The organism is Zobellia uliginosa, assembly GCF_018860745.1.
Classification (GTDB): domain Bacteria; phylum Bacteroidota; class Bacteroidia; order Flavobacteriales; family Flavobacteriaceae; genus Zobellia; species Zobellia uliginosa_B.
The window spans coordinates 79079-102562 of the sequence record NZ_JAHKPY010000003.1; the positions used below are offsets into that span (position 1 = coordinate 79079).

Annotated in this window: 18 protein-coding genes and 1 tRNA gene; 15 read left to right on the plus strand and 4 right to left on the minus strand. The window is 36.6% G+C overall.

Features of this window, described 5'->3' with window-relative positions; all coding sequences use genetic code 11:
• Nucleotides 1–2: 2 nt before the first annotated feature.
• The 8 genes from KO521_RS04135 to KO521_RS04170 all read left to right on the plus strand — a co-directional run bounded on the left by KO521_RS04135 (nt 3) and on the right by KO521_RS04170 (nt 5723).
• A complete protein-coding gene (locus KO521_RS04135) occupies nt 3–917 on the plus strand; it encodes an alpha/beta hydrolase (protein WP_215938650.1) in 915 nt (304 codons plus the stop codon).
• 70 nt (nt 918–987) lie between these two features.
• Nucleotides 988–1061 (plus strand) — tRNA-Pro (locus KO521_RS04140).
• Between the two features lie 254 nt (nt 1062–1315).
• The gene (locus KO521_RS04145) at nt 1316–1777 is read left to right on the plus strand and encodes a universal stress protein (protein WP_215938651.1); all 462 of its coding nucleotides are present in this window, start codon (nt 1316–1318) and stop codon (nt 1775–1777) included.
• Nucleotides 1778–1876: 99 nt separating this feature from the next.
• Entirely contained in the window at nt 1877–2248 is a 372-nt protein-coding gene (locus tag KO521_RS04150) for a hypothetical protein (protein ID WP_215938652.1), read from the plus strand.
• A 70-nt stretch (nt 2249–2318) separates the two neighbouring features.
• Nucleotides 2319–2840, plus strand: a complete 522-nt coding sequence (locus tag KO521_RS04155; protein WP_215938653.1) for a YSC84-related protein — start codon at nt 2319–2321, stop codon at nt 2838–2840.
• Between the two features lie 48 nt (nt 2841–2888).
• Complete coding sequence (locus KO521_RS04160) at nt 2889–3347, plus strand: hypothetical protein (protein ID WP_215938654.1); 459 nt, start codon at nt 2889–2891, stop codon at nt 3345–3347.
• A gap of 338 nt (nt 3348–3685) precedes the next feature.
• Entirely contained in the window at nt 3686–4924 is a 1239-nt protein-coding gene (locus KO521_RS04165) for a cation:proton antiporter (RefSeq protein ID WP_215938655.1), read from the plus strand.
• Between the two features lie 22 nt (nt 4925–4946).
• Nucleotides 4947–5723: a zinc-dependent peptidase gene (locus tag KO521_RS04170; RefSeq protein ID WP_215938656.1), complete on the plus strand. Its 777-nt coding sequence runs from the start codon at nt 4947–4949 to the stop codon at nt 5721–5723.
• A 44-nt stretch (nt 5724–5767) separates the two neighbouring features.
• Here the strand turns inward: KO521_RS04170 and KO521_RS04175 are convergent, their stop codons facing one another.
• Nucleotides 5768–7468, minus strand: a complete 1701-nt coding sequence (locus KO521_RS04175; protein ID WP_215938657.1) for a carbamoyltransferase family protein — start codon at nt 7466–7468, stop codon at nt 5768–5770.
• A gap of 375 nt (nt 7469–7843) precedes the next feature.
• On the opposite strand from KO521_RS04175, the gene KO521_RS04180 reads away from it, so the two are divergent.
• Nucleotides 7844–9589 carry a sulfatase family protein gene (locus KO521_RS04180; RefSeq protein ID WP_215938658.1) on the plus strand — a complete coding sequence of 582 codons (1746 nt, stop codon included), beginning with the start codon at nt 7844–7846 and terminating at the stop codon, nt 9587–9589.
• Nucleotides 9590–9953: 364 nt separating this feature from the next.
• Here the strand turns inward: KO521_RS04180 and KO521_RS04185 are convergent, their stop codons facing one another.
• A complete protein-coding gene (locus tag KO521_RS04185) occupies nt 9954–10865 on the minus strand; it encodes a Ppx/GppA phosphatase family protein (RefSeq protein WP_215938659.1) in 912 nt (303 codons plus the stop codon).
• 459 nt (nt 10866–11324) lie between these two features.
• Nucleotides 11325–12800 (minus strand): helix-turn-helix domain-containing protein, encoded by a 1476-nt coding sequence (locus KO521_RS04190; protein WP_215938660.1) that lies wholly within the window; start codon nt 12798–12800, stop codon nt 11325–11327.
• Nucleotides 12801–12926: 126 nt separating this feature from the next.
• On the opposite strand from KO521_RS04190, the gene aceB reads away from it, so the two are divergent.
• The 4 genes from aceB (at nt 12927) to KO521_RS04210 (ending at nt 18145) form a co-directional block, all read left to right on the plus strand.
• Entirely contained in the window at nt 12927–14525 is a 1599-nt protein-coding gene (gene aceB, locus KO521_RS04195; protein ID WP_215938661.1) for a malate synthase A, read from the plus strand.
• A gap of 207 nt (nt 14526–14732) precedes the next feature.
• On the plus strand, nt 14733–16340 hold the full coding sequence (locus KO521_RS04200) for an isocitrate lyase (protein ID WP_215938662.1): 1608 nt from the start codon (nt 14733–14735) through the stop codon (nt 16338–16340).
• 105 nt (nt 16341–16445) lie between these two features.
• Nucleotides 16446–16922, plus strand: coding sequence for a ribonuclease E activity regulator RraA (gene rraA, locus KO521_RS04205; RefSeq protein ID WP_215938663.1), 477 nt, complete (start codon nt 16446–16448; stop codon nt 16920–16922).
• Nucleotides 16923–16954: 32 nt separating this feature from the next.
• Entirely contained in the window at nt 16955–18145 is a 1191-nt protein-coding gene (locus tag KO521_RS04210; RefSeq protein ID WP_215938664.1) for a pyridoxal-phosphate-dependent aminotransferase family protein, read from the plus strand.
• 104 nt (nt 18146–18249) lie between these two features.
• Here the strand turns inward: KO521_RS04210 and KO521_RS04215 are convergent, their stop codons facing one another.
• Entirely contained in the window at nt 18250–19914 is a 1665-nt protein-coding gene (locus KO521_RS04215; protein WP_215938665.1) for a hypothetical protein, read from the minus strand.
• A 166-nt stretch (nt 19915–20080) separates the two neighbouring features.
• Between KO521_RS04215 and KO521_RS04220 the strand changes: the two genes are divergently transcribed.
• A complete protein-coding gene (locus KO521_RS04220; protein WP_252729847.1) occupies nt 20081–21877 on the plus strand; it encodes an arylsulfatase in 1797 nt (598 codons plus the stop codon).
• A gap of 22 nt (nt 21878–21899) precedes the next feature.
• On the plus strand, nt 21900–23168 hold the full coding sequence (locus KO521_RS04225; RefSeq protein ID WP_215938666.1) for a glycoside hydrolase family 117 protein: 1269 nt from the start codon (nt 21900–21902) through the stop codon (nt 23166–23168).
• Nucleotides 23169–23484 lie beyond the last annotated feature (316 nt).

A 23484-nucleotide genomic window follows, 5' to 3' on the forward strand; every position in this document is an offset into this window, starting at 1 on the left:
CCATGAACAAATTCATATTCCTAACCGTATTCGCAATGAGTGTAAATGTATTTTCACAAGATACGATAATGCCGTTATGGCCAAAAGATAAGATACCTAATCATGTTGTTTCTGATGAAAAGGAAGTTCACGAGATAAAAGATATTTTAAGAATAAGTAAGGTTCAAGAGCCAACCATTGAAGTGTATTTACCTTCAAAAAAGAATGCCACAGGAGAAGCGATTGTTATTTTTCCCGGAGGAGGATATCGCATATTGGCATATGATTGGGAAGGCACCGATATTGCAAAGTTTTTAAACAGTAAAGGTATTGCGGGCATTGTAGTTAAGTACAGGCTACCATCGGCAATTTCTCAGACTAAACAAGAAGATGTTCCTTTAATAGATGCGCAACGTGCTTTGCGAATGGTTAGGAGCAAAGCTGAGGATTTTAATATTGATCCAAATAAAATTGGGGCTATGGGTTTTTCGGCTGGCGGACATTTAGCCTCTACCTTAGGAACTCATTTTAATGAAAATGTTTATTCACCAATTGATGAAGCGGATAATTTAAGTGCAAGGCCAGATTTCATGGTACTTTGTTATCCTGTAATTACGTTTAACGAAACATCAACTCATCAAGGTTCTCAGAACAATCTGTTGACAAAAAAACCTAAGTCGGGGGCAGTTGAACGTTTTAGCAATGAGAAACAAATAACGGCCAATACACCGCCTACCTTTTTGTTGCATGCCACTGATGATAAATCTGTTCCTGTAGAAAATAGCTTGGTTTTTTACAAAAAACTGGTAGAGAACAATGTTTCTGCAAGCCTACACATTTTTCCCAAAGGAGGCCATGGCTTTGGTTTGGGGTTAAAAGACAACTATTTGCGAACCTGGCCCGAGCTATTGTTTGGTTGGATGGAGAGTCTAGACTAGTTGGCTCTAGTATTTTTCAAAAAAGATTGCTGAATATCTACCTAACTTTTATATTTTTGCAAACCAATTTCGGGATGTAGCGCAGCCCGGTAGCGCGCTCGGCTGGGGGTCGAGAGGTCGCAAGTTCGAATCTTGTCATCCCGACAAAATCTTTAAAAACCTCGTAAATCATATGATTTACGAGGTTTTTTTTGTTCGTCACTATTGTTCAACCTCTTTATTTCAGCAAGTTTAAAACGTTTTATGGAGTACTATACTTAATCTATAGCATTATGAATTCTTAGAAGAAAAAATTCAAATGCTAAAAAGAACATAAAATTTAGGAACCTGACTCAAATCAGTTCATCAACAATTAAAACAGCATAGTTTTGATTATTGAATTTCAAAAATCATAAGTTATGAAAAGGGTATGTATTGCATTAGATTACAATCCATCGGCTGAGAAAGTAGGGGAAACCGGTTATGATTATGCCAAGGCCTTGGGTGCGGACGTTTTTTTGGTTCATGTTATTGCTGACGCCTCTTACTACGCAATGGATTATTCTCCTTTTATGGGCTACAACAGTCCGTTCATTACTGGTTCTTTGAAAGTGGTAAACGCGTTAAAAGATGGTGCTTCTAGATTTTTAGAGGATTCGGCGACCCACTTGGGAGGTGAAAATATAAAGACGGCGGTTTTAACAGGTGATGCCCACACAGCAATTTTGGACTATGTGAAAGAGAACAATATTAATTTATTGGTAGTAGGTACGCATAGCCATAGTTCATTAGAAAATGGGTTGTTGGGTAATACGGCCGTTAAAATAGTTAAGCATACTAAAATTCCATTATTGGTTGTGCCCACAAAAGGCGAAAAATAAAGACTAAAACGCAATAAGGATTTTGTCTTCTTAGTATGCAATTAATACTGGAGACATTTGGTTTTGAGTCTAGTGTTACAATTTTTATATAACAATGCGATGATCAAAAGAAGACTAGTTTTATTTTTTTCAGTTTTACTTATAGCAGTTAGTTGTAGTAGACCTTTAACCGATACAGATAATGGGTCTACAATTGAATTAACGGAAGATGATGGTTTTCAACTTGTTTTGCAAGGCGAAGGTTTTCCCGAATATAACTGGCAAATTGTATCAGCCAACAATCACATTAAACTTTCGGAACCGATAACCGCAGAATCCAATGGGTCAATTACAGATTTTGAATTTAATTTTGAAACAGTAGGAACCGGAGAAGATAAACTTAGGTTAGCATATACGAATGGGAAGGATACCAAAAAAACATTTGAGTTGACCGTAATTGTTGGGACTATGGGGCGTATAGAATCGTACTAGTTACTTATAAAATTAGGTGTAGCCATCCTATTAATTAAAAGAGAATTATTATAAACTTAAATTATTGAAAATGAAACTAATTACGATGGTACTCATGTTAAGTATAACGTTTGCGGCATCTGCCCAAACTAGGAGGGATAAAAAAATTATTAAAGATGCGGTTGAGGCGAAAAAAGAATTGGTAAAAGCAGACAATGCTATAAGTACTTTTTTTGAAAATTCAGCGGGTTATGTCATCTTTCCTAATGTTGGTGAAGGTGGTTTTGTAGTAGGGGCTGCATCTGGCAATGGAGTGCTGTATGAAAAAGGATTAGAAAAAGGAATGGTAAATCTTAAAAAAATAGATGTAGGATTTCAAGCAGGAGGTCAAGCAGTAATTGAAGTTATCTTTTTTGAGAATGAGAATGATGTGGCGGAATTTAAAGAAGATAATTTTGAATTTTCAGCTCAAATTTCTGCAGTAGCTTTAAAGTCTGGTGTAGCTGCCAATGCTAAATATAAAAATGGTGTTGCCGTTTTTACATTACCAAAATCTGGATTAATGGCAAAGGTTTCTGTAGGAGGGCAAAAATTTAAATACCATTCTTTTTAAAAAATACGGTCTATTGATTAGTGAATTATAACTCAATTTATATAAATCATGAAAGTATTTTTATTATGTATAGTGTTGTTTGTTTATGCACCAAGGGTACATGCTCAAAATCCTTATGAAATCATTGAACAAAATATGCCTTTCAACAAAATGGCAACTAGTTTCACGGCCAATATTATCGGGCAGAATGAAGCTAATGTTTACTATCAATGGCAAAAATTTATTGAGGCACATAAAGGTAAGACCTATTTGGTTTCCGCTAAGGAAGGTAATATAGAGTTTGAGAGTGAGCATGTAGAATTACCTATATTAGAAGAGAAATCTATAATGTTACACACGCGTTTTGCCCCTAATTATTCTGAAAATGGAGTTTTATTGACGCTTTGGATCGAGCTTCCTGACGGCAGCTATTACTCTTCCAAGAATCATGAAGACTCCGCCAAAAAAATAAAAGAATGGTTATTAAAGTATGACCAAAGATTAACGAATATTAAGTTTAGAGATTAAGACAAAATTATCCCTTCTTACTCTTGATTATTATTTGTAAGTTTTGTTACAAGAACCCCAGCAAGAATATATGTCCTGTTTTCAGTATATGTTTTGCTGGGTTTTTTGTGACTACTCAATTCGGGGCAACGAACTTAGTAGTTGTACAAAGTTTAGGCGTGCAAAAGTAATATGACTTTCAGTTATTTAAACTGTTTGGAGTTTTAAATAATTGAATCTCCCTCCAAATGAACTTTTTTGTTAAAACTATTTCTGATGAAGTTAACATTGAGCTTGTATTTTTGTTTTATTGATATAATAGTTGCGGTAATGTAATTGTTAATAGCTTAATTTACGACATGGATTTATTTACTATAATTAGTATACTTATGGTGTTGGTGGCGATTTTCGCTTACCTAAATTTCCGGTTCTTAAAATTACAGACGACTATAGGAACCATGATTATCTCCATCGTTTTTTCCTTAATAATACTTGGGCTGTCCAAACTATTTCCCGAGCTAATAAAATTTGAAAAAGTAATTGTCGGCTCCATCGATTTTAAAAAACTGTTGATGGATGGGTTATTGAGTTTTATGCTTTTTGCAGGAGCAGTCCATGTAAACATTAATGAACTAAAATCCCAGAAATGGAAAATTGTAGCTTTTGCCAGTCTAGGTGTCTTGATTTCCACTGCGTTTGTAGGAGGTATATTTTTTTGGGTTTTGCAGCAAATAGGTATGCCTTTGCCGCTGGTACATTGTCTTTTGTTCGGTGCTCTTATATCACCCACAGACCCTATCTCTGTATTGGGGATTTTAAAGAAAGTAGGTATTAAAAAATCAATGGAAACCACCATAGTAGGGGAGAGCTTGTTTAATGATGGCGTAGGAGTTGTAATATTCTTGACCTTATTGCAGTTTGCCAATGCCGGAAATTTGGATGGAATTGAACCGTTGGGTATCGCAGAGAATTTTTTGGTAGAAATTGGGGGAGGTCTGCTATTCGGATACGCTTTAGGACGTATTGCACATAAGGCTATTTCAAAGATTAATTCTTACGAAACAGAAGTGCTCATTACCTTAGGTATGGTAATGGGCGGTTATGCTTTGGCGGGAAAAATTGGGGTTTCAGGTCCTATCAGTATGGTGGTTGCCGGACTTTTTATTGGGAACAAAACATATCGTCAGGAGAAAAAAGAGACCACTGTAGATTATGTAGATAAATTTTGGGAGTTAATAGATATTTTGACGAACGCAGTTCTGTTTGTCCTCATAGGTTTGGAAATTGTTTTAATTCCATTTACACAACAACTAATACTGGTTGGGGTTTTAGCGGCTATTGTAGTAGTGGTGTCTCGATACTTATCTGTTAGTGCATTAATTATGCTATTAAGAAAATGGTTGTCTTTTGATTCTAAAACATCATTATTGATGACCTGGGGCGGACTTAGAGGAGGTATTTCAATAGCTATGGCATTATCCTTGCCGGCAGATGTTTCATGGTATTATATTGTGCCCGTAACTTATTTAGTGGTAATTTGTTCTATAATTGTACAGGGCTTGACCCTAGAAAAAGTAATTGTTCGTATAACAAAGTAATCCAATCTCCTTAAAGTAAATTATGTCCGCAAATTTTTTTGTTGTTCTTCCCCTTGTGCTATTAGTAGCACTACTCGTTTGGCGCATATGGTTCTACGAAAAGAAGGTTGATTTAAAGAGTTTTACTCAAAAATGGCGGGATATATTGAATAAAAAAGTATCTTTTTATGCCGATTTGTCTCCAAGGGATAAACTTCGTTTTGAGGAGGAAATATTATATTTTTTTGATGATGTCACTATTACCGGAGTGAAGATTAAAATCAGTGATACTGACCGATTATTGGTGGCGTCTAGTGCGGTTATTCCGTTGTTTGGTTTTCCGGAATTGCGCTACCGTAACATTAATGAGGTATTGCTTTACGAAGGAAGTTTTAATGAGGACAATCAGACCCAGGGTAAGGGCCGAAATATTTTAGGCAAGGTAGGGTCGGGAAATATGAATCGACTAATGATTTTGTCACTTCCCGCGCTTCATGCCGGCTTTGCAAATGAAAACTCCAAATCCAATGTTGGCATTCATGAGTTTGTTCATTTAATAGATATGGCAGATGGAGCAGTAGATGGCATTCCTGAAAGTTTTATGCAGAAACAGTATGTGGCTCCTTGGCTAAAATTAATGCACCAAGAGATTGATAATATTAGGGAAAGAGACTCAGATATCAATCCTTATGGTGCTACCAGTCAAGTAGAGTTTTTAAGTGTAGCAAGCGAGTATTTTTTCAATAAGCCAGATATTTTTCAAAGGAAGCATCCAGAACTTTATGATGTAATGAAGAAGATGTATAGGTACTCATCTTAACTTATAAACTTTATCACCATTAGAGAGTGTAGCAGTGCTCGTAATTAGGAGTCGTTACGCTTTTGCAATACGTAATTACCTATAACCAGATAATCCAGTCCTGTAGAATAGAAACACCGTAGCGCATCTTTTGGTGATTCTACAACAGGTTCTCCTTGAATATTAAAACTTGTATTTAGTACAATGGGAATTCCCGTTATTTCCCCCAATTTTTTAATGACTTCGTGATATCTTGGATGCAGTTCTTTCCTCACGGTTTGTAACCTAGCACTACCATCAACATGTGTAATGGCAGGAATAAGATGTTGTTTGTCCTCTAAAACATTGCAAACTTTCAGCATAAAAGGAGCCTCTACTTTCAAATCAAAAAAGTCTTTATATGATTCTACAAGCGCAGAGGGAGCAAAAGGCCTGTAGGCCTCTCTAAACTTCACTTCGGCATTAATTTTATCTTTCATTTGGGGAAAGGCCGGGTTTGCTAAAATACTTCGGCTGCCTAATGCTCTTGGACCAATTTCCATAGGACCTTGATACCACCCTATTATATTTCCTTTAGCTAATAAATTGGCTGCTTTCTGACAAATATCATCTATATACTCAGCTTCTAGTTTAGCGCCATCAATAATTTTTTTAATTTCTTCATTGGTATAACTTGATCCTACGTAAGGATTATCGTGTACAAAGTTTCGGGCATTGCCCATAATGCCATTGTATAAATAATAGGCGGCTCCAATGGCAGTTCCATTATCTCCTGCAGCTGGCATTACGTAGATATCCTCAAATGGACTTTCTCTGACGATTCTTCCATTTACAACGCTGTTTAAGGATACGCCGCCCGAGAGCACTAAAAATTTAGCTTTTGTTTTTTGGTAAAGGATATCACATATTTCTAGAATACGCTCTTCCAATACTTTTTGAAAAGCTGCGGCGACGTCCTTATGGTGTTGTTCAAATTCCTCCCCATGTGCGCGTGGCCTGCCAAAAGTTTTATAGAATTTATCAGAACATCTTTTGCCAACAATATGCTGATAATTAAAATAACTCAGGTCAATATTAATTTTTCCACTTTTATCTACGGTAACAAGTTTTCTTACTTCACTGATAAAAGTATCCGGGTTGCCCAAAGGAGCCAATCCCATTGTTTTTCCCTCATCGTAATTAGGTCTAAAACCACAAAATTCCGTCACAGCTTCATAAAACGAGCCCAAGGAATGCGGAAAGTAGCTCTGTTCAAAACGGATTACCGTGTTGTCTTTTCCAAAACCCAGCCAAGAGGTGGCCCATTCACCAGAGCCATCAATACCCAAAAGAGCTGCCTCCTCGTAAGGAGATACAAAAAATGAACCCGCCACGTGAGTAAGATGGTGTTCTATGAAATGTACCTTTGGACCTTTTTCCTTTGATTTAAAATGTTGTCCGTACCAAATCCAAAAACGACGTTGTTTTGCGTAGGCATTTACAAGATAATGACCTATAAAAGGCATGAAACTACTTAGGTGCTTGAAGAGAAATACTAATTTTTGTTTCCAATTGGTAGATGGTTTTATGGAAACCGCAATATGGTCAATATCTTCATATGACATATGGGCCAACTTTAAACAACGTTCAATGGCCATTACAGGAAAGGCTTGGGTGTGTTTATCTCTGTTTAATCGTTCTTCTTCAATAGCGGCTATTAATTTTCCGTCTTTTATTATACAAGCCGTTGAATCATGAAAATAATAGTTAAGACCCAATATGATCATTTGTTGTGTGGTATTGGTTGATTTAAGTTTAAAAATAAATCTTTCTTAAGAGAAATTACATGATAAAAGTCTCTTTTTAATTGCATAGAAAGATTTTTCCCCACTTGTTTTATTTTACATTATCCAATATAAAACAGCCTATGAACTATTTATAACGATTTCTTTTAATCTACGGAATTTAATACAATTTAAAACTGAAGAGAAACGACTACGGCATAGTACAGGACAGGTAAAACGGCTGGAGAAGTTATATTTGGTTGTGGAAGGTTATTTATTAAATAGTTTATTGGTTATATTCAGTGAACAATTAAAATGTAAGAAGCAATTACCACTTTTACGTCTTAAAGAGACAAGCGTTAAAATAAAATCTTAAAGATGAACAATTATATCGCATTCCTGCGGACTTTACTGTCCTTTAGTGTTGTTTTTATATTTATAATTGGATGCCAAACAAAAAATAAAAAAGCCGGAAAAGAAATTGCCGTTTCTTCAGAAACGCAATTGCCCGAGAGGCCTAATATCTTGTGGTTGGTTACAGAAGATATGGGTCCGTATATACCTTCTTTTGGAGACTCAACAATTGTAACCCCTAATCTAAGCCGTTTAGCTAAAGAAGGAGTTGTATATCCTAATATGTATTCAACTTCTGGGGTTTGTGCCCCAAGTAGAGCAGCTATTACTACAGGAATGTATCCGTCTAGTATTGGAGCTAATCATATGCGGACTACATCCTATACAGTGGAGACAGGTTTGCCATCTTACGGGGCGGCTCCTCCAGCAGAGGTTCGGATGGTTAGCGAGCTACTTCGTATAAATGGATACTACTGTACTAATAATGATAAAGAAGATTATCAGTTTACACCACCCAAAACGGCATGGGATGAAAGTAGTTCTTATGCACATTGGAGAAATAGAAACGGAAACCAACCTTTCTTTTCTGTTTTCAACTTTACGGATACACATGAGTCTGGACTCTTTGAACCTTATGGGTTTAGAAACTCGGAAACGAGACATTATCATTCAGGAGATAGAAACTATGAATGGAAAAAAGGCCGCATGACGGAAGAGGAAACACCTGTTCATCTTTTAAAAGACACCAAATTTTACATTCCTCCTTATTTGCCGGACACGCCCAAGGTGCGTCGCGATATGTGGAAGATGTACAACAACATTGCTGAAATGGATAAGCAAGTTGGTGCTGTGTTAAAACAATTGGAGGAAGATGGACTTTTAGAAAGTACCATTATCTTTTTCTATGGAGATCACGGAGGGCCATTGCCAAGGGAAAAACGGTTGATATACGATTCTGGATTAAACACACCTCTAATCATTAGGTTTCCTAATAAACAGCATGCGGGAACTATAGATAACCAACTGCTAAGTTTTGTGGATTTTGCACCTACTTTACTCTCTTTAACAGGAATTGAACTGCCAAGTTATTTACAAGGCCAGGCTTTTTTAGGAGAACATAAGGTAGAAAAAGAACGCGAATATATCCATGGTGCAGCAGACCGTTTTGATGGATTTACGGATGCAATTCGAGCTGTACGCGATGATCAATTTAAATATATTAGAAACTATAGACCTAATCAAGGTTATTATTTGCCTGTTGAATACCGGGAAAGGATTCCTACCATGCAAGAATTATTGCGACTACGGGATGAAGGAAGTCTAGATAGTATTCAAGCCCTTTGGTTTAGAGAGCAAAAGGATGCGGAAGAATTATATGATTGTAATACCGATCCGTACGAAGTGAACAATTTGGCAAAAGACCCTATTTATAAAGGTAAGCTTGAAGAATTACGAATAGAAATGGACCGATGGCTCTATGCTATAGGAGATCAACCTAACCTACCGGAAAGGGAGCTGATCACCAAATTATGGAGGGGAGAAGATAATCAACCAGTAGCTTTAGAACCGAAAATTACCATTGAAAATAATTTGATAAAACTTACTTGTTCAACGGAGGGAGCTTCTTTAGGATACAAAATTATAGACAAAGAAGGAAGTATTTCTAAATTATGGGAAGTCTATGAAGAACCTTTTGAAATACTAGAAGGTAGTAAGGTTATGGCACAAGCTTATAGAATCGGGTTTGAGCCTAGTAAAGTGGTGGAGTAGGGAGAATATGGTACTGGTAATATTTAGTCCTGAACGTATTAAGCTATCCATAACAATTTCTATCTTGCCGCTATTTTTTGTAACTAATAGTGAATCTGATTTGATAAAGCTTGAACATCAGATTCGTAATCAAGAATTTCAATTAGGGGATGTTACAGGTGTATATGCTAGAATGAAGGCCTTAAAAAATTACTGTAAATCACCTGTATTTCAATAGATGGTCAGGTTGTAATTGAAACCGCGGCCCGCAGGATTATGGATAAGAAAAAAGGGAAAGTAAAAAAAACCATTTCATTTTATAGATAGAAATTCTATTTAATGAAATGGGTCTTAGCTGCTTGAAATAAGGTATGTAGATTGATATTTACCGGTATCCTAGGTACTCTATTTTATCTAAATTTTTGTGTGTTTTCTGTTCGTAAAGCTCATAGATAAGTCCGTCTTTCAATCCTACTTTGGGCACAAGAATTTGATCGCTTGCCATCTCTTTTAATACCCTCAAATAAATTTCCGAAGCAGGAATAATAACATCCGCACGATCAGGATTCATTTTTAGAATAGACATGCGTTGTTCATAACTAAATTCGTTTACATAGGCCCTTAACGCTTTTAATTCGGCAAAGGATATGGCCATGTTCGAAGCTTTATTGGCCAATCCGTAAAGTTTATTGATATTTCCTCCGGTGCCAATACCTACAATGTTTTTTGACTTATAAAAGCTAGTAGAATGTATCCATTCTTTCATAGAAAGAAAAACTGCCGTTCGTTCTTTAGTAGACAGCTGGCGTACCGATCCTATTTTAAAGGATTTGCTTTGTAAAAGTTTCCCGTTTTCAAGTAAGTTTAGTTCGGTGCTACCGCCACCCACATCAATATGCACGTACTTTCTATCTTGCAAAGTCGGTTTTATGGCCTTATTCAGAATAGTAGCTTCCTTTTTGCCCGTAATGATATTTATCTTCATCCCAACCTCTTTCATAATATAACTACTAACTTCTTTTCCATTACTGGCCTCTCTCATGGCAGATGTAGCTACCGCATAGTAATCCTCAACCTCATATAAATCAATGAGGTGTTTAAAAGTTCTCATGAGCTTGATAAACTTCTCTTTTGTGGGTTCGGATATTTTTCCTTGAGAAAATACATCATGGCCCAAACGCAAAGGAAAACGTAATAATTGTAGGTTCTTGAAGCTAATCAAATCTGCTTCTTCATATACTTTGACTACTTGCAGTCGTATTGCGTTAGACCCAATGTCTATTGATGCTAATTTCATATAATGATATTTTTATAATCATCCCTATTAGTGAACCTTTAGGACTAAACAGCATACCACAGGATGGTCTCTTAACCGCACTTGATTAGATTAGACATAATTTAATAATTACAAATATGCAGAATCTAAAACATCCGTTTCTAAATTGTTATACACTTTTTTATAAGTAATCAAGATATTTATGAGTATAAAACGTGGATTAGCATTAAACTTTACTTAAAGCGCAGCAGTGGTTTTAATGTTCTTTTTTTTGGTTTAAATGCCGTAGGTAGAATAAGATTGAAATTGCTCTTGAGCAAGAACTCAGGTTCATGAAAAGGTTATTTAGGCGTTCAAATGCATGTAAGGCCACCAATAAAAGTAGAGTTTTGTTATATTCGATCAAGGAGATTATAGGTCGCTTATTCTATAATTGAAAATAGTTGATGAAGAAGACTTTTTAGTTAATAGGAGAAACAACTAGCTAAATTTGGCCGTCAGCTCAGAAACTACTTCGTCTATTACTTTATTTTTTTTGATTTTCTCTAAGATTTTTGGAGCTACCACTCGCTCCTTACAGTCCATTATAGAACAACGTTCGCAAGTGTTGCCAACTATTTGTGTATCTATTTTTGGGTCATCAATAAAAGCCATTTTCTTTTTTAATTGCTTATTAATAAGCAGTCCAATACTTATGCTTCTATATTGATCCTTTTTAAATGGATCTTTTGTGGCAGAGGAAAAGACCAGATAAGAGACATTATCATCAGGATATTTAGAAATTTGAATATCAAAAGAGTGGTCTTCTTTACTTTTATCTATGTCTTCTAGTACCTTTAATGAAACCCACCTCCTACAATAATGCTCATTGGTTTCGTTACTGTGAGGAGATTGTTGGTTGGGTAAATGTAATTCTTTAGTCAAGTAATAATTCTTACTTCCAACGGTATGGGTAAAACGTAAAAAGAATAGCGTCTGAATATTAAAATCTTTAGGCAAAAGGTTAGTCAAGCGCTGATAAAAAGTCTCTGGTGAGGCTGCAAAAAAGGAGAAGATCTTTATAAACGCCACCTTGTCGAAGGTGTCTTTTTTAATGAGTGTAGAAAATTCACTAACTAGGGCTGCTCTAGGCAGCAAAAGTGCGCCAGCAAAATAGGACGCGTAAAAATTATTCAAAACTTGATCAAAATTTTCAAACTTGATCCATGGAAACGTGTATAGCCGTTGCTCAAAATCCAAATAGTTGTAGCCTATTTCTTTGGCGTAGATAAAGGAGCGTTGCGCCTCATCTATATCACTTGCCAGTAATAATGTTTTAGTTTTTGGCACAAAAACGGAACGTAGGTCGTAAAGTTCTTTGTGTTTTTTTAAATCCTTGTTATTTATAGTATAGCCGTATTCCTCAACGAGAACCTCTTCTAGTTCTTTAGATGATACCGGAGACTTCAGATCAATTTGATATGCCTTACAAAACTTAACTACTTTCTGTTCCAAATCATCAAAATAATTGTAGTTGGATTGTTGGTAGGAGCGTAAAGAGGAAAGGTAAAAACTCTCCCTGTTAAAGTTGTAATGTTTTGCAACTTCAATTATTGTAGTTATAAAGGCATTGACCTTATCAGGCGCATTTGCTATAATATCAATTAAGTTACTCTCTTTTATCCCAAAAAGTTCCAACGGAATTTCTTTCAAAACTTTGGATTGTAAAATTTCACCGATTGGGGCTAGGTTTTTATCCAGTTTTAAAGAAACCAAGTCATCATAAGGAATATCTAATTTTTCTGATAGTATGATAATCTTATCGGTTTTCGGGTATTTCTTGCCTTTCTCAATTTCGTTCAGATACGATTTTGAGAGTTTGGCAAGTTTTGATAGGCCAAAAAGAGATAGATTTCTTTCGGTTCGGATTTGCTTTAATTTCAATCCAAAAATCAGCTTAACGTATTCTTCTTCCATAGTTCGGGCACAAAGATAATCAATTATGCGAACATGTTTAATTATGTTAAAATTTAATATTTAGCGAACGTTCGCTAGATTATGTGAAAACTTTATTATAATATTGTTTCATAAAACAATCGAGATATGGAAAATAGAACGACAACATTTACTAAATGGCAGTTTAATACGGAAGTGGCAAATTACTATCCTAAGGTATTAACAGAAGAAGCTATGACTTTTTTAACCGTCCTCCATGAGCGTTTTAATGATGAAAGATTAGCGCTTTTGGATAGAAGAACTGCGCAACAGGCTCATTTTGACAAAGGTGAATTCCCTGAGTTTCCTTTAGAAACAAAAAGTATCAGGGAGTCTAATTGGAAGGCTGCACCAATACCGCATGATTTACAAGATAGGCGAGTAGAAATTACGGGCCCTGTAGATCGGAAAATGGTGATTAATGCGCTTAATTCTGGTGCTAAAACCTTTATGGCAGATTTTGAGGATAGCAATTCGCCTACCTGGTCTAATTGTGTAGAGGGGCAGCAGAACTTAATTGATGCCAATAGAAAATTAATTGATTTTTACAATCGGCAAAAGGATAAGTCTTACACTTTAAATACGGAAACAGCTGTTTTATTGGTGCGCCCAAGAGGTCTCCATTTAAACGAACGTCATATTCAGATTAAGGAAGCCGAAATTTCTGCTAGTTTGTTTGATTTTGGACTTTATGTATTTCATAATACTAAAACTATGATGGCGAATAATACTGCGCCATATTTTTATCTGCCAAAATTAGAACACTATCTAGAGGCGCGCTGGTGGAACGAGGTTTTCGAATTTGCCCAAGAGTACCTTAATGTGCCAAAGGGGACTTTTAAGACTACGGTATTAGTAGAAACCATTACGGCAAGTCATCAATTAGATGAGATTATCTATGAACTTAAAGACCATATTGTAGGGTTGAACTGTGGCAGGTGGGATTATATATTTTCTTATATCAAAAAGTTTAGAAACCATTCTAACTTTTTGGTTCCCAATCGTGATCAAGTGACTATGACGTCTCCTTTTATGGATGCCTATTCAAAATTGGTGATTCAGCGTTGTCATAAAAGAGGTATTTTGGCAATAGGAGGTATGGCGGCTCAAATTCCTATAAAGAATAATCCGAAGGCTAATTCAGCTGCTTTAGAAAAAGTTCGGTTAGATAAAGAGCGAGAGGTCCAAAATGGACATGACGGTACTTGGGTAGCACATCCAGATTTAGTAGAGGTGGCTATGAGCGAGTTCAATAAGCACATGCCAATCCCAAATCAATTGCATGTTAAACGCAATGATATATCTGTTACCGCTGCAGATTTGGTAGCGCTTCCTAAAGGAACGGTAACGGAAGAAGGAGTACGCAAAAACATTAATGTTGGTACCTTGTATTTAGAGGCTTGGTTACGTGGTAACGGTGCCGTTGCATTATATAATCTGATGGAGGATGCCGCTACTGCCGAAATTTCAAGAACACAAATTTGGCATTGGTTGAATAAGGAAGTCGTTCTTGAAGATGGTAGAACCTTCAATAGTGCTCTTTTTAATTCCATTTTTGATGAGGAAATAGAAAAAATACTTACCGAAGTAGGGCCAGCTAAGATAAAAGATACGCAGTTCGAAAAAGCTTTTGATCTATTCAAAGAATTGATTTTAGCAGACGGTTTTGAGGAGTTTCTAACCATACCTGCCTATAAATATATTTAAAAAAAGAACCCTGCAGATGCGCGAACATCGAGTACAGGGTCCAATTATCAATAAATAATAATGTAAAACAAAAGTATGAAAACTTTAAAAAAATCTAAAGCTTTAGTTACCCAATGGTCAATAAGCAACACGTTGCAGTACAGCGGGTCAGGAAATAGAAATGGACATTCGTCATTAATCAATCAAAACTCTTAAAACTAGACTATTATGACAAATTATAATTCAGCTATTGACGTTGTACGTAACTTAAAGGCTAGACACGGAAATACATGGGGTGCCATAAGTCCGGAGAATACGGCTAGAATGGCTCTTCAAAACAAGTTTAAAACAGGATTGGATATTGCTAAATACACGGCATCTATCATGCGTAAAGACATGGCGGACTATGATGCTGATCCAATGAACTACACGCGATCTTTAGGTTGCTGGCATGGTTTTGTTGCACAACAAAAGATGATAGCGGTTAAGAAACACCACGGCACTACAGATAAATCATACTTGTACCTATCTGGGTGGATGGTAGCCGCTCTACGTTCCGAATTTGGACCATTACCCGATCAGTCTATGCACGAAAAAACATCGGTTCCCAAATTGATTGAAGAGATTTATCAGTTTTTAAAGCAGGCGGATGCGGTAGAATTGAATGATCTGTACCACCGTCTCGATGCGGGTGAAGATGTACAAGATGAAATCGATAATTTTCAAACGCACATTGTACCTATTATAGCAGATATCGATGCCGGTTTCGGAAATGAGGAAGCCACTTATTTATTGGCAAAGAAAATGATTGAAGCCGGTGCATGCGCACTGCAGATTGAAAATCAGGTGTCAGACGCTAAACAATGTGGTCACCAAGATGGTAAGGTTACCGTGCCTCACGAAGATTTTATAGCAAAATTAAATGCGCTGCGTTATGCGTTTTTAGAGTTGGGTGTAGAAGAAGGCGTTATCGTAGCTCGTACCGATTCTGAAGGTGCCGGTTTGACTCAAAAACTACCCGTTTCTAAAGAACAGGGAGATTTGGCGTCAAAATATATCGATTTTATAGAGGCGGAAGAAATCGCTATGGATGAGGTAAAAGAAAACGATGTATTGATTAAGAGAAACGGTAAATTGGTTCGTCCTGTTCGTATGCCTAACGGACTATATAAATTTAAGCCTAACTCTAATATAGATAGGGTTGTTCTGGATTGTATTACTAGTTTGCAGAACGGTGCGGATCTGCTTTGGATAGAAACTCCGACACCGCATGTGGGTCAAATTGCAAATATGGTAAACAGGGTAAAAGAGCAAATACCAAATGCCAAGTTGGTGTATAATAACTCACCATCTTTTAACTGGACACTTAATTTTAGGCAGCAGGCATATGACTTTATGAAGGAAGCTGGGGATAATATATTAGGATATGATAGGGCTGATCTTATGGATATTAAATATGATGAAACGGAACTATCGCAACGTGCAGACGAAATGATTAGAACGTTTCAAGAAGATGCTGCATTAAATGCAGGTGTTTTTCATCACTTAATTACTTTACCAACATATCACACAACTGCATTACATATGAACGATCTTGTGGAAGGGTATTTTGGTGAGATGGGCATGTTGGCCTACGTAGATAATGTTCAGCGCCAAGAAATACGAAAAGGAGTGTCTTGTGTTAAGCACCAACGTATGGCAGGTTCTGATTTGGGAGATGATCACAAAACCTATTTTGCAGGCGACAGAGCTTTAAAGGCAGGTGGTGAAAAGAATACTAGCAATCAGTTTTCTACCAATAAAAAGGAGAAAAAGGAAGTTGTATTATCTAGATAAATGTAAAAATGTTTAATGGTAAAGGTGATGTATCTGTACTTCACCTTTACCATTAATTTTATTTAGATGGAATACAACATTAAATCTTAACTAAAATTTAGTCTTATGTGCGTTACCGCAGACCTTTGGGATGAAAACCCTAACCTTTTTGAATGTGTAAAACCCATTTTTCAATCCTTTGGGAATAAAAAAATGTTTTTCGGAAAGATTTCTACCTTAAAGCTTTTCGAGGATAACTCTCTTGTACGCAGAAAATTGGAAACTAACGGAGACGGAAATGTACTGGTTGTAGATGGTGGAGGTTCTTTAAATTGCGCCTTGGTCGGTGATCGACTTGCAGCATTGGCTATCAAGAATAATTGGTCTGGAATTATTGTTAACGGTTGCATTCGCGATAGTGCTCTGATAAATACTATGGAAGTTGGAATAAGGGCTTTAAACTCCAGCCCCGTTAAAAGTGTTAAACGTAATGAAGGTGAACAAGATATTCCCGTAAAGTTTGGCGAGGTTACTTTCGTTCCTAATCATTATGTTTATGTGGATTTAGATGGAATACTATTGAGTAAAGAAGCTATTTCTTAATTTTTTAATCCTTTATCAACGCTACTAGAGATATGAAAAACAGGAAATTATTAATGATACCGGGCCCTATAGAGTTTGAGCCGGAAGTTTTACGTGCTATGGGTATGGCTACTACTAGTCATGTAGCTCCAAATTTTATAGAGACATTTGGAAAGAGTCTTGAAATGATGAGAGATATATGGATGGCACCAAACGGACAACCATTTATTGTAGCGGGAACTGGCACTTTAGCGATGGATATGGCGGCAGCTAATCTTATCGAAAGAGGAGATAATGCCCTTGTGATTTCTACGGGGTATTTTGGGAAAAGGTTTAAAGATATTTTGGATAGATATGGAGCCAATACAACAATCTTAGAATCTAATGTTGGTGAAATTGTTCCAATTGATGCTATTGAAAAAGAATTGAGCTCTAAACAATTTAAAGTATTAACGATTACCCATGTAGATACCTCTACGGGAGTTTTGGTAGACCCGAAGCCTATAGCGGAATTAGCAAGGAAATACAATGTTTTATGTATTCTAGACGGAGTCTGTTCCGTTGCGGGTGAAGAAATCAAACAAGAAGAATGGGGTATTGATGTGGTCTTGACCGGTTCTCAAAAGGCAATAGGCGTACCTCCTGGGCTAGCACTTTTGGTTGCCTCCCAAAAAGCAATGGAGGTTTGGGAAAATCGAAGGACACCGGTGTCTAGCTACTATTCTGACTGGAACAATTGGCTGCCAATTATGAGAGCCTATGAAGAAAGGCGCTCGTCTTATTTTGGGACACCTGCCGTAAATTTAATCGTAGCCTTGGAAACCAGTTTAAAAATAATAGGTGCAGAAAAGATTGCAAACAGGGTAGAAAAAAACAAAAAATTAGCTGAAGCTTTTAGAGCGGGAATAAAAGCCCTTAACCTAGAAATTTTACCTAAAACTGAAGAGATAGCGGCCAACACTTTATCGGCAATATATTATCCAAAAGATATTGATGGGGCTGAATTACGTTCAAGAATCGCTCATTATAATATTATTGTAGCAGGCGGATTGCTTTCGGAGATAAAAGCATCCTATTTTAGAATTGGGCATATGGGTTCTGTATCTTCCAATGATTTAATATCCGTTTTGAGTGCTCTAGAAATGGCGTTGTTGGAGTTAGGCCATTCTTTTGAATCTGGAAAAGGCCTGCAAGCTTTTCAAGATAACTTATTGGCGTCTAACGAGAAACTCTCTACAGTTTAGTTGAAGATAAAAATAAATGGAAAATTAGTTATGAAAACGATCTAAAAGGTTTTTTAAAGAAGAATATTTTAGCCCGTTCAATGTATTTAAAAATATAGTCGCAACTAAACTCCAGAAATATAATCCTCAAGATTCCTGGAACGCTCTAGTCCCATTTTTTTACGAATTCTAGAACGGGAAACATGAACACTATGAGGTTCTATGTTCAGAATTCTCGCCATTTCCTTGGTGCTAAGATTTAACTTTATAAGGGCGCAGTGCTTCTGTTCAGTACTACTGAGTTTGGGGTGGAGTTCTTTGAGTTTGTCATAAAAAGCTGAGTTTACTTGGGTAAATTGTAGATTAAATTCGTTCCAAAGGTCTTTAGACCCTTTTTTGTATTTACTGAAAAGCGATTTGTATTTAGGTGAAGCTTCCGTTTTTAGCAGCTCTAAAAGCTCATCAATAGCACTGTCTTTATCTATTAATTGAAGCGCATAAGAAGTTAATTCCCTACTTTTTAGCTCTATTTGATTTTCGCTTCGTTCTTTTATGAGTTTGGAATTTAATTCTGCTTCTTTTTTATGGAGCATTGTCTTTTTTAATTTGAGTCGCATTTGGAATATTACGGCGACCACGAGCCCCAAAAGCACCAGTAAGAATAAGATAACCTTTAGACGGAATTGAATAATATTATTCTTTTCTATAATTAAGTTTTTCTGTCCTAACTGCTCATTTTTTTCTGAAATCGACTTTAGATAAGTGTCTTTTATTTGAAAAAGTTCACTGTTTGTTCTGTTTTTTGCCTGCAGTACACGGTTGGCGGTATTTGTAGATTCCACCAGATAATTATAAGCGCGTTTTGTTTGTCCGTTTGTAGCGTACACTTCGGATATTTTGCCAAGAACTTCTGCTTCCAAATCATTCCGAAGTCCGTGTTCACGGCTCAAGACCAAACTTTCATTGTAAAAATAGAGAGCACTATCATTTTGTTTTAAGTCCTTTTTTAAATCGCCCAAATACATAGATATATTGGGTCGGTAACTTATTTCTTTATGTAAAGTATGGGTGCGGGCAAGGTGCAAGTAGGTACTAGCTTCTTTAAATTCATTCAATTCTTGCATTATTTTTCCCTTTTCTGCATCCCAAAATGGCATTTCTACACTTTTCTCAATGTGAACCGATGGGTTTACAAAGCATGAGTCTAAGTATTGGAGGGCTTTTTCATAATTTCCGGATTTACGTTGTCTCACCGCCATATACATATAACCGGAAATGAGGTTTTGCACGCGGGTAGAATCCTGAAGGTATATTTTTTTCGATATTTTTAGGGCTTCCGTTAAATGTAGTACAGATTGTTCGGTCATATTAAACTCATCGTACAAACGTGCCAAAGCAATACGGGTTTGCACTTTTTGAGTTTTGTTGGAAAAGTAATCGCCTAGATATTTTGCCTGCCAGAGATGGTCAAAGGAAGTACTGAACCTCCCTTTTTTCTTTTCAATTTCTGCCATGCCCAACAGACAATTTACTATTTTATTGGTGTCCTTTTTTCTTTCAAAAAAGGCTTTGGAACGTTCAAAAATTAGATAAGACTCATTGGGGAATTGATTAGAACCGGCCACCGCATTGCTTATTTCACTTGTATAATAGCTTGTGCTATCTTGTATATCTTTTTTACCTGATCGTGGTTGCCCAAATGACGATGAGGAACATAGTATAAGTATAATTGATATATGTAAATAATTGTAATACAGTAGTTTATTTCTTTTAGTGATTCTGTCATTCAAGATATTAAAATATAGGATGAATATAAGGCTAATGACCTAAAATTTCATGTTTGTATAATGTTTGTAAAGTGTCGTTTTGGTATTTTGTAGGTTTCAATACTTAGTTTTGAGGATGAGTGTGGTTAAAAGTCTCTCATGTAAAAATTGAGTAACTAATTATATAAATATGTTATCTAATAAAGTGTTTAAAAGTGTATTGAAAAGTATGCTTTTTATTTGGGTAGGGCTATTTGCTTTGGACGCATTTTCTCAAGAGCAAAAACCAAATGTTATTTTGATTATGACCGATGATCAAGGAATTGGCGATTTGGCATGCCATGGTAATCCATGGATTAAGACTCCTAACATAGATAAGTTCTATAAGCAAGCGGTGCGTATGACAGATTTCCATGTCAGTCCTATGTGTACACCAACACGTGCAGCTTTAATGACGGGAAGATATCCCATAAATAATGGAACTTGGGCTACATACAAAGGACGTGATGCTTTGGCTGAAGGCGCTCGTACCATGGCCGATGTTTTCAAACAAAACGGTTATAAAACTGCTATGTTCGGCAAGTGGCATTTGGGAGATAATTATCCTTCACGACCTACCGATAGTGGTTTTGATGTTGCCGTACATCATAAAGCGGGCGGTGTTGGGGAGCTATCTGATTATTGGGGAAATAGTTACAATGATGATGTATACTATGTAAACAATGAACCGAAAAAGTTTTCAGGGTATTGTACGGATGTCTGGTTTCAAGAGGCGATGCGCTTTATGGATAAGAACAAGGATGCTCCTTTCTTTTTGTATCTCCCTACAAATGCGCCTCATAGTCCGTTTATTGTTGATGAAAAGTATGCCGCTCCCTACCAACATTTGGTAGGTAATAAAATTGTGGGAGCCGAATTTTATGGAATGATTACCAATATTGATGAAAATTTCGGGAAGTTGGAGGCCTACCTTAAGGAGAAAAAATTAGCGGACAATACTATATTAATCTACATGACCGACAACGGTTCTGGCGGCGGTGTGAGTCCAGATGGTAAATTAGGTTTCAATAAAGGATTCAGAGGCAAAAAAGGGCAACGAACAGAAGGTGGTCACAGAGTACCATTTTTCATTCGATGGAAAGATGGAAAGATTAAAGGAGGAAAGGACCTGAACGAATTAACGGCACATGTAGATTTGATTCCAACGCTAGCCGGACTCTGTAATCTCAATATTCCTAAAGAGATGAAATTGGATGGAATCGATTTTTCTCCCGTGTTGAAGAAAGAAGGAAAGCTTGAAGATGATAGAACCGTTTTTGTACATAACAGACAAGATTGGCGTACACCATACGATACGGATGAAATGGCCATACTTACCGAAAAATGGAGGTTAGTAAATGGTAAAGAATTGTATGATATTGTAGTTGATAAACATCAAGATACAGATGTTGCTTCTCAAAATAAAGATGTTGTAGAAGGTCTTTTATTGAAAAACAAGATGTTTCTAGATGTGGCAAAAGCTGGTTTTGAATATCAAGAGTTTCCGGTGAGTATTGTGGGGAATGAGAACCAAAAAGAAATAAAATTAACCATCCAGCATGCTATTGGGGAAGACGGTGGTATTTGGAAACCGGAGCAAGTTGCAGCGGGTATGAAAAACAGAAATAATACACATGCTATTAAAGTTGAAACAGCGGGTAAGTATAAGATTTCATGTATGCGTTGGCCTAAAGAATGTTCCGGCCCTATTTTAGGAATTCCAGGAGAGAACCCTAAAAATCAGTATGAATATAAAACCATGCATCCCGAGAAAGTACGTATTCAGATAGCCAATCAAATTAAAGAACAAACCATTATTGGTGATATTGAAAGTGCAGATTTTATAGTGAATCTACAAAAAGGAAAGACCATGTTGGTTACTGATTTTATTGAGAAAGGAGAAGCCTTTGGCGTGTATTACACTTACATTGAATATTTAGGAAACTAGGAAAATTATAACCATAACAATTATGAGAAATATAGCAACAATAGTACTGTTACTTTTTGTGATAGGGGCGTGCAAATCGCAATCTCAAAAGGATGCAGTTTTAGAATCTAGTGAAGACCAAGGAGGTTTCCCTTTTGTTTTACCAAAGGAAAAACCAAATAGAAAGATGAGTGCAGCTATGGAACGTATCTATACGGACTATGAAGCGCCGCAACCACAGCACAATGAACTTTTTAGTCAGTTTAAATATACAGAGCTGAAGGGATTTGATTATAATGGAGGAGATGGGACAATCACTAGAAGAGATCCTTCAAAAACCATTATCCATAACGGAAAGTATTACGTATGGTACACTTATAGAAATACTTCTACACCACCAAGGGGAGCAGATAAAAGTAGTGACACGGTGCCGTCATCAGATTGGGACCTTTCTGAAATTTGGTATGCTACTTCTGTGGATGGGTTTACATGGGAAGAGCAAGGAGTTGCCATAAAAAGGCCAGAAAAACCTACGGTAGGCTGGCGGTCAGTAACTACAACAGATATTTTAGAGTGGGAGGGAAAATATTATCTCTATTACCAAGGATTTATGGAGGCAAGTGGAAAAAGAGGAGACGACTGTCCTGTAGCGGTTTCTTATGCAGAATCTCCAGAAGGTCCTTGGACGCCATATAATAAAATTGTTATTCCAAATGGTGGAGAAGGGGAGTGGGACCAATATTCCATACATGATCCGTACCCGTTAGTTCACGACGGTAAAGTTTATATTTATTATAAATCTGATTTTGGAGAAAAGCCCGATAAGGTACGTATGCAAGGGCTAGCTATTGCAGATAATCCGTTGGGCCCATTTACAAAACATCCGCTGAACCCCGTAATTACTTCTGGGCATGAAACTTCTTTATTCCCATTTCGGAAAGGAGTTGCAGCCTTGGTCTATAAAGACGGACCAGAGCATAATACAATTCAATATGCAGAAGACTGGGTTAATTTTGAGATTGCAAGCATAACAGAATTGATGCCGTATGCGGCAGCACCTCATGTGCCGGATGCTTTTACGAATACTAAAGACGGACGCGGAATTACCTGGGGACTTGCCCATTTTATCAGTTTGGGAGGGAAGGACCAATTTCACTCCAAGCTAGTACGTTTTGACTGTGATTTAAGCTTGGACCTTGACGACCCTGAAATGAAAAATCACCGTGTAAATCATAAACCTGATGTTTATTATAGCCAAGGGCTGAGCAAGAAACAAATGCAGCGTTTAGAATCTGGAAGCTTAGAAAAGTAGTTTTTTTAGAATATTGATTTGATAAAGAGCATCTTACGGTGCTCTTTTTTTATAGTATAAAATGAAAAAAGTTTTACTTGCAAGAGTAGATTTTTAATGGAGTTTAAATGGAATTAAATGACGAAAAATTCTGTAATTACCGTTCGTCTATAGGTAATTTCTTTTCAAGTGTAGATAAACGGTATTCACCGAAAAATGAAATTATTTACAAGCAAGATGAAGTAATTTTGGGATAAGGAAAAATAGTATTTGGATTAAAAAGTTAGAATTTAATTCCTCAAAATGCGGACGATTTATGTCTGATAGGCGGTTTGAA

Bases quoted from the DNA above. Each gene is read 5' to 3' on its own strand.
- KO521_RS04135 (WP_215938650.1), top strand. From the start codon at position 3: ATGAACAAATTCATATTCCTAACCGTATTCGCAATGAGTGTAAATGTA.
- KO521_RS04220 (WP_252729847.1), top strand. From the start codon at position 20,081: ATGTTATCTAATAAAGTGTTTAAAAGTGTATTGAAAAGTATGCTTTTT.
- KO521_RS04225 (WP_215938666.1), top strand. From the start codon at position 21,900: ATGAGAAATATAGCAACAATAGTACTGTTACTTTTTGTGATAGGGGCG.
- KO521_RS04170 (WP_215938656.1), top strand. From the start codon at position 4,947: ATGTCCGCAAATTTTTTTGTTGTTCTTCCCCTTGTGCTATTAGTAGCA.
- KO521_RS04210 (WP_215938664.1), top strand. From the start codon at position 16,955: ATGAAAAACAGGAAATTATTAATGATACCGGGCCCTATAGAGTTTGAG.
- KO521_RS04190 (WP_215938660.1), bottom strand. From the start codon at position 12,800: ATGGAAGAAGAATACGTTAAGCTGATTTTTGGATTGAAATTAAAGCAA.
- KO521_RS04180 (WP_215938658.1), top strand. From the start codon at position 7,844: ATGAACAATTATATCGCATTCCTGCGGACTTTACTGTCCTTTAGTGTT.
- KO521_RS04200 (WP_215938662.1), top strand. From the start codon at position 14,733: ATGACAAATTATAATTCAGCTATTGACGTTGTACGTAACTTAAAGGCT.
- KO521_RS04185 (WP_215938659.1), bottom strand. From the start codon at position 10,865: ATGAAATTAGCATCAATAGACATTGGGTCTAACGCAATACGACTGCAA.
- KO521_RS04145 (WP_215938651.1), top strand. From the start codon at position 1,316: ATGAAAAGGGTATGTATTGCATTAGATTACAATCCATCGGCTGAGAAA.
- KO521_RS04165 (WP_215938655.1), top strand. From the start codon at position 3,686: ATGGATTTATTTACTATAATTAGTATACTTATGGTGTTGGTGGCGATT.
- KO521_RS04150 (WP_215938652.1), top strand. From the start codon at position 1,877: ATGATCAAAAGAAGACTAGTTTTATTTTTTTCAGTTTTACTTATAGCA.
- aceB (WP_215938661.1), top strand. From the start codon at position 12,927: ATGGAAAATAGAACGACAACATTTACTAAATGGCAGTTTAATACGGAA.
- KO521_RS04175 (WP_215938657.1), bottom strand. From the start codon at position 7,468: ATGATCATATTGGGTCTTAACTATTATTTTCATGATTCAACGGCTTGT.
- KO521_RS04160 (WP_215938654.1), top strand. From the start codon at position 2,889: ATGAAAGTATTTTTATTATGTATAGTGTTGTTTGTTTATGCACCAAGG.
- rraA (WP_215938663.1), top strand. From the start codon at position 16,446: ATGTGCGTTACCGCAGACCTTTGGGATGAAAACCCTAACCTTTTTGAA.
- KO521_RS04155 (WP_215938653.1), top strand. From the start codon at position 2,319: ATGAAACTAATTACGATGGTACTCATGTTAAGTATAACGTTTGCGGCA.